The 14990-nt window shown below is 47.4% G+C and carries 7 protein-coding genes; all 7 read right to left on the reverse strand.

Annotation, left to right across the window (positions count from 1 at the left end; genetic code table 11):
• Positions 1 to 100: 100 nt before the first annotated feature.
• Positions 101 to 5638 (reverse strand): hypothetical protein, encoded by a 5538-nt coding sequence (locus BS639_RS20215; protein ID WP_084984147.1) that lies wholly within the window; start codon positions 5636 to 5638, stop codon positions 101 to 103.
• A gap of 252 nt (positions 5639 to 5890) precedes the next feature.
• Entirely contained in the window at positions 5891 to 6763 is an 873-nt protein-coding gene (gene sucD / locus BS639_RS20220; protein WP_055777325.1) for a succinate--CoA ligase subunit alpha, read from the reverse strand.
• Positions 6763 to 7929, reverse strand: coding sequence for an ADP-forming succinate--CoA ligase subunit beta (sucC, locus tag BS639_RS20225; RefSeq protein ID WP_055777322.1), 1167 nt, complete (start codon positions 7927 to 7929; stop codon positions 6763 to 6765). The genes sucD and sucC overlap by 1 nt, the downstream gene beginning before the upstream one ends.
• A gap of 93 nt (positions 7930 to 8022) precedes the next feature.
• A complete protein-coding gene (odhB, locus tag BS639_RS20230) occupies positions 8023 to 9249 on the reverse strand; it encodes a 2-oxoglutarate dehydrogenase complex dihydrolipoyllysine-residue succinyltransferase (protein ID WP_055777319.1) in 1227 nt (408 codons plus the stop codon).
• Positions 9250 to 9282: 33 nt separating this feature from the next.
• Entirely contained in the window at positions 9283 to 12105 is a 2823-nt protein-coding gene (gene sucA / locus BS639_RS20235; RefSeq protein ID WP_055777316.1) for a 2-oxoglutarate dehydrogenase E1 component, read from the reverse strand.
• Positions 12106 to 12481: 376 nt separating this feature from the next.
• On the reverse strand, positions 12482 to 13198 hold the full coding sequence (locus BS639_RS20240) for a succinate dehydrogenase iron-sulfur subunit (RefSeq protein WP_055777313.1): 717 nt from the start codon (positions 13196 to 13198) through the stop codon (positions 12482 to 12484).
• 22 nt (positions 13199 to 13220) lie between these two features.
• Positions 13221 to 14987 carry a succinate dehydrogenase flavoprotein subunit gene (gene sdhA / locus BS639_RS20245; RefSeq protein ID WP_055777310.1) on the reverse strand — a complete coding sequence of 589 codons (1767 nt, stop codon included), beginning with the start codon at positions 14985 to 14987 and terminating at the stop codon, positions 13221 to 13223.
• Positions 14988 to 14990: the final 3 nt, after the last annotated feature.

Here is a 14990-nt window from a genome sequence, read left to right on the forward strand (position 1 = left end):
ATATTAGCCCGTGTATTAATGACAAAGAAATTAATCGAATATTACTTTATAAACTAATACATTGACGCAGATCATAAAAACATTAAAAAATTTATGAAGCTTAGTGGCCGAAAACGCGAATCTCCATTGGCGGCGTTACCTCTGGCTCAACGCATCCTTGTTCTGGGGGGTTCAGGAGTAAATCACTCATCAGCAACTCGGCGATATTGCTAATTATTTCATTCGATATTATTGCAGTGTTATTGCTTACCGCGTTATCCGTTGACCTGACAACCCGTTTAGACGAACGAGGATTTTGGGCACTGTCTAGTGCGACATACTGCATAAAAGCGCTGATAAAGTCCGGATTCATAACCAGGACGTTAACCAGATGTTCCTCATTGCCTGGCGCATAAATAAAATCAACCGTTTTCTGGATCAGTTTTTTATTCTTAATATTAAGCGTTTTATGAGGTTGATTCACCGCATCAATCGAGCCAAGAAGAGTTTTGATTTCATTAATTCGTAAAGCAATAGGCGACCTAAGCCCGCCGCCACCCGCTGTTAATACTTCAAGATTTTTTTTCCAGCTTGCAAAAAAGAAACGATTGGCTGAATTCGTCTCGGCAAGGCTTTCAATCTTTAATTCCAATTCATGTAATAATGACTGCTTCAATTTAAACAGGTAAGAGTTAAAGGTATGAGCACTACGGGCAACAAAATAGGCAAACGCGCGCGGAGATTTACTGAGTAATTCCCCACGTCTGGATGGACTGTCGCGGCGTGTAGGAGAAAGAAAGTGCTCCCCGTCCCGGAAGTAAATTTCTATATGACCCAGACCTGGACCGCCAACATTGTGTGCAAGTTCGTGCAAGCCAGTATTTAGCAGACTTTCACCCTCCTGCACATTATTAATGCCAAAATAGATTTTGGCATTCTGTTGCGTTGTAAATCCAAAAATATGGTTATCAAACACGAAGCGTTCTTTATCATAAGAGTTTAAAAATGAAACCGGCAAGGATTTTTTACTCACTTCTTTAAAGGGAATAATATTTTTCTCTTCGAAATTTTTAGATGCCTTGTAGACTCTCTTGAATATCCGCTCTATGTTGCCTTGCATCTCTTTAGATAAGGAGTTTTTGGAAATATGGGTGTATTGATAGAAAAACTCCCAAAGCTGTGATTTCTCTTTTTTAAAAGCCTTACCAATATCTCTGATTTGTTTAACTGCATCGCTTATGCTTTTACTCTGAACGGGATATTTGGTTCTAAAATCTTCCGCCGTAGCAGGTCCATAAACGACACCATACCAGTCTTGCCCTTTTTGATATATTAATCTGTCATCTTCAACATTAAACTTAATAAATGGCTTTAATCTCACCTCTTTATTTTCAAGAGTGCCTTTAGAAACACGCCTACTCCATAAAATACTGGCAATGGCTTCTTCATTAAATTTATACTTATCGATATATTCCATTCTCAGCATAGAGTAATCATGATAGAGTTCGCCATCAAAGAGAAAGCTTGCCGAGGCAAGGCCGTTAGCAATCTCTGCCAACTCATTTGCTGCATCAGAAGCGAAGATGCGATCATCATTCTTATTGTCGTGTTTAAGATGATAAGCCGCTTCATTCCAGAATCGACGGATTTTCTCTAATTCACTCATGGTCAGGCTTTCAAAGTTATCATTGAAATTACTAATACCGAGAAATTCTACAAGATTGATTTTATCAACGACATCATTAACGCCGAGTTTTTCAAGATTCTTCGCGCCTTCCTCATGACAATATTTTCTTATAACACCACTCTTGGCGGCATCATTCGAGAAATGATCGAGTCTCTGAAGCCACTCCATCATGTCCCACGTAGCTGGGATTCTGTTCATATATTCAAGCTTTGATTTATAAACATCGTCTAAATCTCTGTGACGCTGACTGTTTTTTTTACTCGGGGATAATGTGACTGCTGTCCAGTGAGAACATCCTGGTTCAGAATCAGTTAATCCTCTTGTTACACGACACAGCTCCGTTAGGGTCGATTTTTCTTCTGCCGGCAAGGGAGTAAACTCCCCGTCTTTATTCGGACCAAGACGATAATGTAGCCCATCATTGTTATCTTTAAGCATGATAATCAGCTTATCTTTATAATTATAGGGAGAGAGGGAGACTGAAACCAATTCCATTTGATAACTGCCAGCAGGTGTGAGTCTGGCCAAGATAACGTCATCAATAAAGTATGGATTTTCACTGCTGTCCATCTTAATTAAATCCCCCATAATTTCTTCAGGGCGTTTAACTTTTATTAGATTGTTGCTGATAACATTGAGTCCCACAGCGGCCTCAAACTTTATATTGATATAAAGATCATTAGGCGCATTTTCTGCAACCACGGTATAGACATTCTCTTCAGCCGTTTTTTTGACTCTTAGATAAACGTCCTTTCGTTTTAAAAATAATGTTTCGGACATTTCGATGCCATACAGACCCGGTTTATCTACCACTTCATGAGTGGTGGGGTAAATGCTATTAAAAGCAGAATTTTCAATGGCATAACCTTCTAGTCGAGTAAACTCTACGTCTTTCATCACGGCCGCATAATACCCATCCCAGCGGTCAATGTTTCTGATAAACTCGTTCGATCTGACTTCTATTTCCGCATCAACCATCCATGATCCTTGGTTTTCCCGCTCAAACCGCGCTGACTTTCTGGTCAGTACTTTGCTCACAGGATCGATAGCGTACATTTTCATCTCGCCTTTAAACATGAACCCTATAACGATTGAAGATGTTGGGTTATCAACAAGCGTTCCTGAATAAATATAATCGCCAGGAATATCTTTAGGTAGCAGCTTTTGAGGCGGCTTATGGTAAAACTCTTTTTTCAATATATGCTTCATGAGCAAAGGTTCATCTTTAAACAAGGCCATTTGGGCAGTTTTATCACTCTCTCTGTTTTTCAAGGAAAATGCCTCTTTTAAAAACTCCTTACTGGTTTTGGCATACAGTTTTTCTGTTAATCCTTCTTTTATCCTGTTGATGGCTTTAACAATATCGTTGAAAGCTGTAGAACTGCCCATGCTAATAAAATCGGCAGTACAGCCTAAGCTGTTTAAAGCAAGATCAACAACCGTGTCTTTATTGTCAACAACTACAGGTTTTGGTTCCTCTACCATAGGTAAAATCTTGTTTAAATCAAAGGCTGCCCAAATACAGCTTGAAAATGGAATAAAAGAAGCAATATTGACAACAACATCCTTTAGCATCGAAGATTGTTCGGTATTAGGCATATTTCTTCGATGAGTAAAGGCATGCCTTAGCATTTCTCCTTCCTCAGCGATCCCTTTTAATTCTCCTGCGGTAAAATTAGCGACCGCAGTTATCCATTTCTTCTCTTCACTTATCTCTGGTGGCAATATTCTTTCATCAGCGAGTGAGAAGTTAAAACTTTTACTCTTCTTACTCAAAATCTCCATTGAGTTAAAAACTTCAGAGAAATAACTTTGATGGTGTGAAACAATTTTAATAACGTCGTTATCGACGTACACAGCATTTGGAAGTCTGATTAACCCAGGGCTGACCAAATTACTACTTATTATTGATGGGCTTAGTAAATACGCTCTAAAAATAGAGTCATCTGCATTTTGGACTGTAAGTAAACTCCCTAAACTCATTTTATTTTCTTCATTATTAACACGCCAATTGAGCATTAACTTCAGGATCTTAACTGTGCTATCTTTATCACTGATCGCAACTTCAATAAACTTGCGCTCAGGTGCGGTCATGGAATAAAGGTTATATTGGCAATATTTGTATATTTCTATGCTCAATGCATTAGATAACTTATTAAATTTTTCTTCGGTAAACGTTGTCGCATTAAACTGGTGAATACCTTCACTAAATGTCTTCAGTGCATTCACCAGATTGTAAGCCTTGGTGTAAAAAGTGACTAAATCAGACATCAGTAACATAAAGCCGATCACGGTGTAATAAAAAGAGCTACTCAACTCTTTTTCCAGCGCGTCTGAATTGGCCTGAAAATAGGCGGTGAAGAGTTTTTCACTATTATGTGGCCATAACGGCGGAGCGAGATCCAGCAAAGTACGAATTGCTATATATTGGAGCATCTGTGGCTGCTCAAGCACTGAAACATCCAAACCAAACTCTTGTGCACAAACGGCACCGAAATTTAATAAAAAACCCTCCACGGAAAATAATAGGTAATCATTAGGCCGAGTCATTTTACCGTAGACTTCGTCAATTGATGAATCTTTCATTAATCCGACTGCTAATGGAAAGGTCTCAAGAATTTGAGAATTGAAAAGATGTTTTAGTGCAGCAAACTCATTATCATTCAAGCTTTTGATTACGCCAGTGTATGAGGATGAATCAGCCCGAAACTCATTAAGCTTGCTTAATTCTCTATAATGGAAAAGTGATAGTGCATTGATAGGCGTGTCTTTGTTCAAGCTTTGATAAAAAGAATTAATTGAGGGCAAAAGAAGTGTACTATCGGCATCGTTAATGGCTTTATAGAAAATAGTAGATACCCAATAACCCCGGTTGGTCATACTTATTAATTCATTAATCAGCTTTTCTTTTTCTTCTACACACTCCATATCTCTGAACATGGTATTAATTAGAATTGAATATTCATACGAATCTATTACAAAGTTATATGAGTCAAAAAGCGCGTCTCTTTTGAATATATTTATAAATGCGGCTAATATTAGTTTAACATCTATCTCAGTGTTCTCGGTTATCCAGGCGTTCAAACCTAAAAGGCGGATTGTTTCCTTTTGGGTGGAAAGAATATAATACTCCGCTATTTTGTTGTTCCAATTGATATCCGATGCACTCCATGCATGGCTCTCCAACTCCCCATAGGGTAATGCTATAGATTCATTTGCTAAAGAAGAGACATTGCGGGATAAACATATTGGAAACCTATCCGTTGTTACCTTGTCATTCACGGGAGGGATATACATGTTATTTTGATCGTAAACGATGGGGGGGATTTTGGCAGGATTTAACGCAGATTTATCTGTTCTCTGAGGGCCAGATCCGTAGCCACTGCCTCTCCCTGCATATTGATTTGAGGTATCTTTTTTAACTCTTAATAATAATGAAAAATCTTCTGATAACTCTAGTGCATTTTTTTTGTGTGAAAGTTTTTGCCCTTTTTTTCGGTAAACGTGAGGAGGCGATATCCTCTCACTTCGACCATACCGTTTTTTATCATGCCTCTGCTCCACCTCTTTTCGAGAAGATAGGCCATGTCTTCCTCTGCTCTGATAGTCCCCTTTCTTATTAACATTGGGTGTGATGTTAACCTGTTTATTTATAACAGGTTTCATGACTGTTGTTGCCTGTGAGTGGCTTCCCGGACGAGGCATTATCGCCTGCCCAGCCTGGGTATTATTTTGCGATTTAACTCTACCGGGTTGAACCGCTATCAACATGGCTATCAATAAAGGGGCATGATTTCGCGTGGTTTTCTGTGGCTGCCGTGCAGGATATTTCGTTTGTGTCAGGTCAGTATTCTTAACCGTTTTTATTTTCTCGTCTATTTTGTAATTTTTTTTCTCGCTGACGTTTTTAAAACTCAAACGCCTTGCATCGATGCCTATTCTTGTCGCTTCACTATGCTTTATTTTGATCACGTAATTTCTCCAGCCAATATGTGCGATTAACCAGTGATAAGAAATCAGCAAATTGCATTGCCGACGATGTGGGGAAATTTAGTTAAACGTCTTTGTTAGTGAGGGATTTAACGCAGGGGTATCTTATAGACAAGTTAGAGCAGGAGCATTATCACAGAACGCCCATTTATTATGGCACAGTGACTTTTCATCGATTTATGCTTAAAAAAAATGCCGCCATCGCTGGCGGCACTCATATTTAGCAGTTTGGACTTACTGTGGCAGTACAGATTTCACTGCGTTGCCGATTTCAGCCAGGCTGCGAACGGTTTTAACACCGGCCGCTTCAAGTGCAGCAAATTTATCGTCTGCTGTCCCTTTACCGCCGGCAATGATGGCACCAGCGTGGCCCATACGTTTACCTTTAGGCGCAGTCACACCAGCGATATAACCTACAACCGGCTTGGTGACATGATCTTTGATATAAGCAGCCGCTTCTTCTTCTGCGTTACCACCGATCTCGCCGATCATCACGATCACTTCAGTTTGCGGATCTTCTTGGAACAGTTTCAGAATATCGATGAAGTTTGAACCTGGGATCGGGTCGCCGCCGATACCGACGCAGCTTGACTGACCAAAACCGATATCAGTCGTCTGCTTAACGGCTTCATAGGTCAACGTACCAGAGCGGGAAACGATGCCCACTTTGCCTGGCTGATGAATGTGGCCCGGCATAATGCCGATTTTACATTCGCCTGGGGTGATAACGCCCGGACAGTTAGGACCAATCATGCGCGCATCGCTTTGCTCAAGCTTCAGTTTCACTACCAGCATGTCCAGCGTTGGAATACCTTCGGTGATACAGATGATGAGTTTGATACCCGCATCAATAGCTTCAAGAATCGAGTCTTTACAGAACGGAGCTGGCACGTAGATAACAGATGCCGTAGCACCCGTCGTTTCAACGGCTTCACGTACAGTATTGAACACAGGCAGGCCGAGGTGCTCGGTGCCGCCTTTACCTGGCGTTACGCCGCCAACCATTTTGGTTCCGTAGGCAATCGCCTGCTCGGAGTGGAAAGTCCCTTGGCTACCGGTGAAACCTTGGCAGATAACTTTGGTGTTCTTATTGATTAAAATCGACATTATTTACCCTCCACTGCAGCAACAACTTGCTCTGCGCCGTTAGTCAGGCTGGTCGCTGCAATGATGTTCAAACCGCTGTCTGCCAGTTTTTTGGCACCCAGTTCAGCATTATTCCCTTCAAGACGTACCACAACCGGCACGCTGACGCCCACTTCAGCGACTGCGCCAATGATGCCGTCGGCAATCAGGTCACAGCGAACGATACCGCCGAAGATGTTAACGAATACCGCTTTCACTTTGTCATCAGACAGAATGATTTTGAAGGCTTCGGTCACGCGCTCTTTGGTTGCACCACCGCCAACATCCAAGAAGTTAGCCGGTTCGCCGCCGTGCAGTTTAACGATGTCCATAGTGCCCATTGCCAGGCCCGCACCGTTAACCATACAGCCGATGTTGCCATCAAGCGCAACGTAGTTCAGTTCCCACTGTGCAGCCTGAGATTCACGGGCATCTTCCTGGCTGTGGTCGCGCATTTCGCGCAGTTCTGGTTGACGGAACAATGCGTTGCCGTCGGCACCCAGTTTGCCATCGAGGCAGATCAGATCGCCTTCTTTGGTCACCACCAGCGGGTTAATTTCGATAAGCGCCAGATCGCGCTCAAGGAAAATGTTAGCCAGACCCATGAAAATTTTGGTGAACTGCGCAACCTGCTTGCCGCTCAGACCCAGTTTAAACGCCAGCTCACGGCCCTGATAAGGCTGTGGACCAGCCAGGGGATCAAGCGCAACTTTGTGGATCAGGTGTGGCGTTTCTTCTGCCACTTTCTCGATTTCCACGCCGCCTTCGGTTGATGCCATAAACACAACGCGACGTGAGCTACGGTCAACTACAGCGCCAAGATACAGTTCTTTATCAATGTCGGTCGCGGCTTCAACCAGAATCTGGTGAACCGGTTGGCCGAGCGCGTCAGTCTGATAGGTCACCAGACGTTTACCCAGCCAGTGTTCAGCAAAAGCGCGGATCTCTTCTTTGCTTTTAACCACTTTAACGCCGCCCGCTTTACCACGGCCGCCTGCGTGTACCTGGCATTTTACTACCCACGGACCGGCACCGATTTTCGATGCAGCCTCTTCCGCTTCACGCGGGGTGGAACAGGCAAAGCCTGTAGGTGCTGGTAGGCCATAGCGCAGAAACAGCTGTTTCGCTTGGTACTCGTGTAAATTCATGATGTTCTATCCATTGATTTCAGAAGGTTGCAGAGCAGACTTTCTGCTCTGCACTTATTTTAATCACGTCGTCAATTTTTCAGGTTTTAAACCCTAGACGTCTAACAGCAGACGTGCCGGATCTTCCAGCAATTCTTTAATGGTCACCAGGAAGCCTACTGACTCACGGCCGTCAATCAGACGGTGATCGTAAGACAGTGCCAAGTACATCATTGGCTGGATAACTACCTGTCCATTAACGGCCATTGGACGGTCTTTAATGGCGTGCATACCCAAAATCGCACTCTGCGGTGGATTGATAATTGGCGTTGACATCAGAGAGCCGAACACACCGCCGTTAGTCACGGTAAAGTTACCGCCAGTCATCTCTTGAACGGTCAATTTGCCATCGCGGCCTTTAATGGCCAGCTCTTTGATTTTCTTCTCAATATCGGCCATGCCCAAGGTGTCAACATCTTGGAGAACTGGGGTGACCAGTCCACGTGGCGTAGATACTGCGATACTCACATCGAAATAGTTGTGGTAAACCACATCATCGCCATCGATAGACGCATTCACTTCAGGGAAACGCTTCAGTGCTTCAACCACGGCTTTCAGGTAGAAGGACATAAAGCCGAGACGCACGCCGTGGCGCTTCTCGAAGGCTTCGCCGTACTGCTTGCGCATATCCATGATGGGCTTCATGTTGATTTCATTGAAAGTCGTCAACATGGCGGTGCTGTTTTTCGCTTCCAGCAGACGCTCGGCTACGCGTTTGCGCAGACGGCTCATAGGAACGCGTTTCTCACTGCGTGCGGCCAGTGACGGTGCCGCAGGCTGAGCCGCCGGTGCAGGTGCCGCTGCTGGTTTGTCGGCTTTGCCGGCTTTCGCAATGTGCTGCTCGATATCTTCACGCGTCAGACGACCGCCTACACCGCTGCCTTTAATTGCGCTAGCATCCAGTGAATGCTCGGCAATCAGACGGCGAATGGCAGGGCTAAGTGCGTCGTTGCTCTCGTCATCCAGTGCCGCAGTGTGGCGATCGGCTGGAGTCGATTCTTTCTCGGCGCTTTTTTCCTGGCTAGGTTTGCCTGAGCTGTTGCCCGGACGCAGACGTGCCAAGATTTGTTTTGAAAGCACGGTTGCGCCTTCTTCTTCCAGAATGCTGTCCAGAATACCGGCTTCACTCGCAGGGACTTCCAGCACAACTTTGTCCGTTTCAATTTCAACCAGTACTTCGTCACGCTCAACGCTGTCGCCAGGTTTTTTATGCCAGGTCGCAACCGTCGCATCCGCAACGGATTCAGGTAGGTCAGGAACCAGAATATCTACGCTACTCATTAATCTTTCCTTAAAATTTTATCATCTATACGACTATTGAACGTTCAGCGCGTCGTTAACCAGATCTTGCTGCTGCTTCTGGTGAACTGACATATAGCCCACTGCAGGCGAGGCTGACGCCGGACGTCCTGCGTAGCGTAAAGAGGCACCGAAAGGCACCACTTCACGGAAGTTATGCTGACTGCAATACCATGCGCCCTGGTTGAGCGGCTCTTCCTGACACCAGACAAAATCATGTACGTGCGCGTATTGCTCAATCACGCTTTGTACCGCTTTGTGCGGGAAAGGATACAGCTGTTCGATACGAATGATAGCGACGTCGTTTTGTTCGTTTTTACGACGCTGCTCCAGCAGATCATAATAGACCTTACCGGAACACATCACGACGCGTTTCACGCCTTTCGGGTCCAGCTCGTCAACTTCACCAATCGCCGGCAGGAAGCTGCCATTGGCCATTTCATCGAGCGTTGAAACCGCCAGCGGATGACGCAGCAGTGATTTTGGTGACATGACAATCAGCGGACGACGCATACCGCGCAGCGCCTGACGACGTATCATGTGGTAAACCTGAGCCGGGGTTGACGGAATACAGACCTGCATGTTTTGCTCGGCGCAAAGTTGCAGATAACGTTCCAAACGTGCGGAGGAGTGCTCCGGACCCTGCCCTTCATAGCCGTGTGGCAACAGCATAACCAGACCACACATGCGGCCCCATTTTTGCTCGCCGGAGCTGATGAACTGGTCGATAACAACCTGAGCGCCGTTGGCGAAGTCGCCGAACTGTGCTTCCCAGATAGTCAGCGTGCGAGGTTCAGCGGTCGCGTAGCCATATTCAAAGGCCAGTACGGCTTCTTCCGACAGCACGGAGTCCCAGACGTTAAACACGCCCTGACTGTTGTGAATATTCGAAAGCGGCACGTAAACGGAACCGTTTTTCTGGTTGTGGATAACGGCATGGCGGTGGAAGAAGGTTCCACGGCCAGTGTCTTCACCAGAAAGGCGAATTGGAATACCTTCGTCTACCAGCGTGGCGTAGGCCAGGTTCTCTGCACCGCCCCAGTCGAACATTTTTTTGCCTTCGGCCATGTCTGCACGGTCGCCGTAAATCTTGGCAACACGAGACTGCATCTCAATGGCGTCGGGTACATGGCTGACGCGACGCGCCAACTCTTGCAAACGTTTCGGCTCAACGGTGGCAGGATAAACTTCGTCCCACTCGTGGTTCAGATAAGGAGACCAAGTGAAGGTGTGCATGTCGTTTGGACGCCATTCGGCAACGACACACTCGCCCGCATCCAGCGCATCACGGTAAAGATTGACCATTTCCGTGGCATCTTCCAGGCTGGCAACCCCTTGTTCAGTCAGGACGTCAGCGTAGAGTTTGCGCGGCGTTGGGTGCTTCTTGATCTTCTGATACATCAGAGGCTGAGTTGCACTCGGTTCATCGGCCTCGTTATGGCCATGACGACGGTAGCAAACCAGGTCGATCATTACGTCACGCTTGAAGGTGTTACGGAAATCCAATGCCAGACGGGTAACAAACGCCACCGCTTCAGGGTCATCGGCATTGACGTGGAAAATAGGTGCCTGCACCATTTTCGCGATATCGGTACAGTATTCAGTAGAGCGCGCATCTTTCGGGTTTGAAGTCGTGAAACCAACTTGGTTGTTGATAACGATACGTACGGTACCGCCCACTTCATAACCGCGAGCCAGCGACATGTTCAACGTTTCTTGAACGACGCCCTGACCGGTAATCGCTGCATCACCGTGGATAGTGATGGGCAGAACCATGTTGCTGCGTGCTTCATCCAGACGATCGCGACGTGCGCGAACGGAGCCAATAACCACCGGGCTCACGATTTCGAGATGCGACGGGTTAAACGCCAGCGCCAAGTGAACCATGCCGCCTTCGGTTTCCACGTCGGACGAATAGCCCATGTGATATTTCACATCGCCGGTACCCAGATGTTCTTTATGCTTACCTGAGAATTCGTCAAACAGGTCTTGAGGCTTTTTACCCAGCACGTTGATCAATACGTTCAAACGGCCGCGGTGCGCCATGCCCAGAACCACTTCACGCGTGCCGTTTTTACCGGCGTGGCGGATCATGTCTTTCAGCATTGGCACCAGAGCATCGCCCCCCTCAAGGGAGAAGCGTTTTGCACCTGGGAATTTGGCACCCAGATAGCGCTCAAGTCCTTCAGCTGCTGTCAGCTCGCTGAGGAAGGTTTTTTTCTCGCTATCGGTAAATTTCGCGCGACCCACTACCGACTCGATACGCTGTTGGATCCAGCGTTTTTCATCAGTATTGGTGATGTGCATATACTCGGCACCGATCGATCCACAATACGTCTGCTTCAGTGCGGCATAAAGCTCGCCCAGCTGCATGGTTTCTTTGCCAATAGCAAATGAACCCACGTTGAAGGTTTCCTGAAAATCAGCTTCAGACAGATGATGGTAAGCAGGATCCAGGTCGGCAACAGTTTCTTGTTTCCATAAACCGAGGGGATCGAGGTTAGCATTCTGATGACCGCGGAAACGGAAGGCGTTGATAAGTTGCAACACCTTAACCTGCTTCGCATCCGATTGCGGATCGCTGATAGCGGAGTTATAACGCGACGCGTCCTTCGCCAGACGGCGGAAGTAGTCGCGAATTTGTGAATGGAGTTGTTCCGAGTTCCCTTTAGAAGACTGTACACCGACTGTCGGTAGCTGTTTAAAAATTGAACGCCAGCTATCGTCAACGGAACCAGGATCGGTTAGGTAGTCTTCATAGAGCTGCTCTATGTAAGACTGGTTCGCGCCCGCCAGATAGGAGGAATCCAGCCAGGCCTTCATTGCGCCGTTCTGCATCGTGATCCCTTAAGCTTTGAAAGCTTTAGTTTTCGCCGTGGTTAATAAAATCACCGTGGTACCTGACGTAATTTTGACTTACATCCGAGTAAGACGGTTTTCCATACAACAGTTCACTTAACTGACAGGAAAAACGTCCTGCCGCCGAGTCAAGGAACCTCCAAAAGTCTGCGCTTGACCGCCTTGCGCCGACTTTTGGTGAATCCCTGCCTGCCGCTAACCCTACACTGTTAACAGCCCTAAATTATCACGCATTTTCCTAATATTTAATTAGGTTATTCGTGAACCTTTTACACATTTTGTTGCGTAAATGTTACTGCCTATCCACTTAATATTAGCGGGAACCTGGGTTCCCGCTTGTTTACACTTTTTCGACCTAGGCGCCGCGGTGTAGCAGCATCGATTTGATGTGCCCGATGGCTTTGGTCGGGTTTAACCCTTTAGGACATACGCTGACACAGTTCATGATGCTGTGGCAGCGGAATACGCTGAAAGCGTCATCCAGATTATCAAGACGTGATTGCGTTTCTGTGTCACGGCTGTCAATAAGGAAGCGATAAGCCGCCAGCAGACCCGCAGGTCCGACAAACTTGTCTGGGTTCCACCAGAATGACGGACAAGAAGTCGAGCAGCAGGCGCAGAGAATACACTCATACAGGCCGTCGAGCTTTTCGCGCTCTTCCGGCATCTGCAAATGCTCACGCGCCGGAGGATTCTTCCCGTCGTTCAACAGGTAAGGTTTAATCTTCTCATACTGCTTGTAGAATTGCCCCATATCCACCACCAGGTCACGCACAACAGGCAGGCCAGGCAGAGGACGGATAACAATTTTCTTGCTGCCGTTACGCAGTGCAGAAACCGGCGTGACGCAGGCAAGACCGTTTTTACCGTTCATGTTCACACCGTCGGAGCCACAAACGCCCTCACGGCAGGAGCGACGAAACGACAGCGTCGGGTCTTGCTCTTTCAGCAGGATAAGTGCGTCAAGCAGCATCATGTCGTGGCCTTCCCCGGCCTCCAGCACATAGTCTTTCATGTACGGAACGTCGTCTACGTCAGGGTTATAGCGATAAATCGAAAATTCGAGTTTCATTTATATGCTCCTGCTCACCGGCCTAGTAGGTACGTGCTTTCGGCGGGAATGCCGCGCGCAGCTTAGGCTGCATGTTCACCTCACGGCGAGTCATGCTTTCGGATTCCGGTTGGTAAAGCGTGTGGCATAACCAGTTCGCATCATCACGGTCCGGGAAGTCGAAGCGGCTGTGTGCGCCACGGCTTTCGGTGCGATAGTTGGCAGATACCGCCGTTGAGAACGCCACTTCCATCAGGTTATCCAGCTCCAGACACTCGATGCGCTGAGTGTTAAATTCGGTGGAGGTGTCATCCAGACGGGCATTTTGCAGACGCTCACGGATCAGTTTCAGATCAGCCAGACCTTGGGCCATCGCATCACCTTCGCGGAATACCGAGAAGTTGTTTTGCATGCATTCCTGTAGGTCTTTACGGATTTGCACCGGATCTTCGCCGTCGCGATTGTTGTTCCAACGATTCAAACGCTCAAGCGCCACGTCGATTTCGGCCTGGGTCGCGTCACGGCTCTCGCCCTGCTCAAGCAGCGATTCCTGCAAATGCATACCCGCCGCACGACCAAATACCACCAGGTCGAGCAGTGAGTTGCCGCCCAGTCGGTTTGCGCCGTGGACGGACACGCAGGCAATTTCGCCTACCGCAAACAAACCAGGAATGACCACGTCTTCGCCTTTTTCGTTCACGCGAATCGCCTGACCGGTCACCTTGGTCGGAATACCGCCCATCATGTAGTGGCACGTCGGGATAACCGGGATCGGATCTTTAATCGGGTCAACGTGGGCAAAGGTGCGAGACAGCTCAAGAATACCCGGCAGGCGAGATTCCAGAACGTCTTTACCCAAGTGGTCTAATTTCAGTTTTACGTGAGGTCCCAACGGGCCATCACAGCCGCGACCTTCACGGATTTCGATCATGATAGAACGTGCTACCACATCGCGACCCGCCAGGTCTTTGGCGTTCGGCGCATAACGCTCCATGAAGCGCTCGCCGTCTTTATTAAGCAGATAACCGCCTTCACCACGGCAGCCTTCTGTGACCAGAACGCCCGCGCCGGCGATGCCGGTTGGGTGGAACTGCCACATTTCCATATCCTGCACCGGCACGCCAGCGCGCAGGGCCATGCCCACGCCGTCACCGGTATTGATATGTGCGTTGGTGGTGGACTGGTAAATACGTCCCGCACCGCCGGTTGCCAGCACGGTGGCTTTCGCCTTGAAATACACCACTTCACCGGTTTCGATACAGATTGCGGTACAGCCTACAATCGCGCCGTCCTGATTTTTTACCAGGTCAAGCGAGTACCATTCGGAAAAAATCGTGGTGTGATTTTTCAGGTTCTGCTGATAAAGGGTGTGCAACAGTGCGTGACCGGTACGGTCGGCCGCTGCCGCAGTACGTGCCGCCTGCTCGCCGCCGAAGTTTTTCGACTGGCCACCAAACGGACGCTGATAAATTTTGCCGTTATCTAAACGGGAGAAAGGCAGGCCCATGTGCTCAAGCTCAAGAATGGCTTCCGGCCCGGTATTACACATGTATTCGATGGCATCCTGGTCGCCGATATAGTCGGAACCTTTAACAGTGTCATACATGTGCCATTCCCAGTCATCATCATGGGTGTTGCCCAGAGCAACGGTAATACCGCCCTGCGCAGACACCGTATGGGAACGGGTTGGGAACACTTTAGAGATAAGGGCGCACGAGAGGCCCATCTGTGAAATTTGTAATGCAGCACGCATACCGGCGCCACCCGCACCGATTACGACAGCATCAAACTCTCTGACTGGCAGATTCATTTA

Origin of the sequence: Rouxiella silvae, from assembly GCF_002093625.1 — a bacterium.
Taxonomy (GTDB): domain Bacteria; phylum Pseudomonadota; class Gammaproteobacteria; order Enterobacterales; family Enterobacteriaceae; genus Rouxiella; species Rouxiella silvae.

Excerpts from the sequence above, each read along its gene's own strand:
- sucD (WP_055777325.1), bottom strand. The coding sequence starts at position 6,763 with ATGTCGATTTTAATCAATAAGAACACCAAAGTTATCTGCCAAGGTTTC.
- sucC (WP_055777322.1), bottom strand. The coding sequence starts at position 7,929 with ATGAATTTACACGAGTACCAAGCGAAACAGCTGTTTCTGCGCTATGGC.
- odhB (WP_055777319.1), bottom strand. The coding sequence starts at position 9,249 with ATGAGTAGCGTAGATATTCTGGTTCCTGACCTACCTGAATCCGTTGCG.
- sucA (WP_055777316.1), bottom strand. The coding sequence starts at position 12,105 with ATGCAGAACGGCGCAATGAAGGCCTGGCTGGATTCCTCCTATCTGGCG.
- BS639_RS20240 (WP_055777313.1), bottom strand. The coding sequence starts at position 13,198 with ATGAAACTCGAATTTTCGATTTATCGCTATAACCCTGACGTAGACGAC.
- sdhA (WP_055777310.1), bottom strand. The coding sequence starts at position 14,987 with ATGAATCTGCCAGTCAGAGAGTTTGATGCTGTCGTAATCGGTGCGGGT.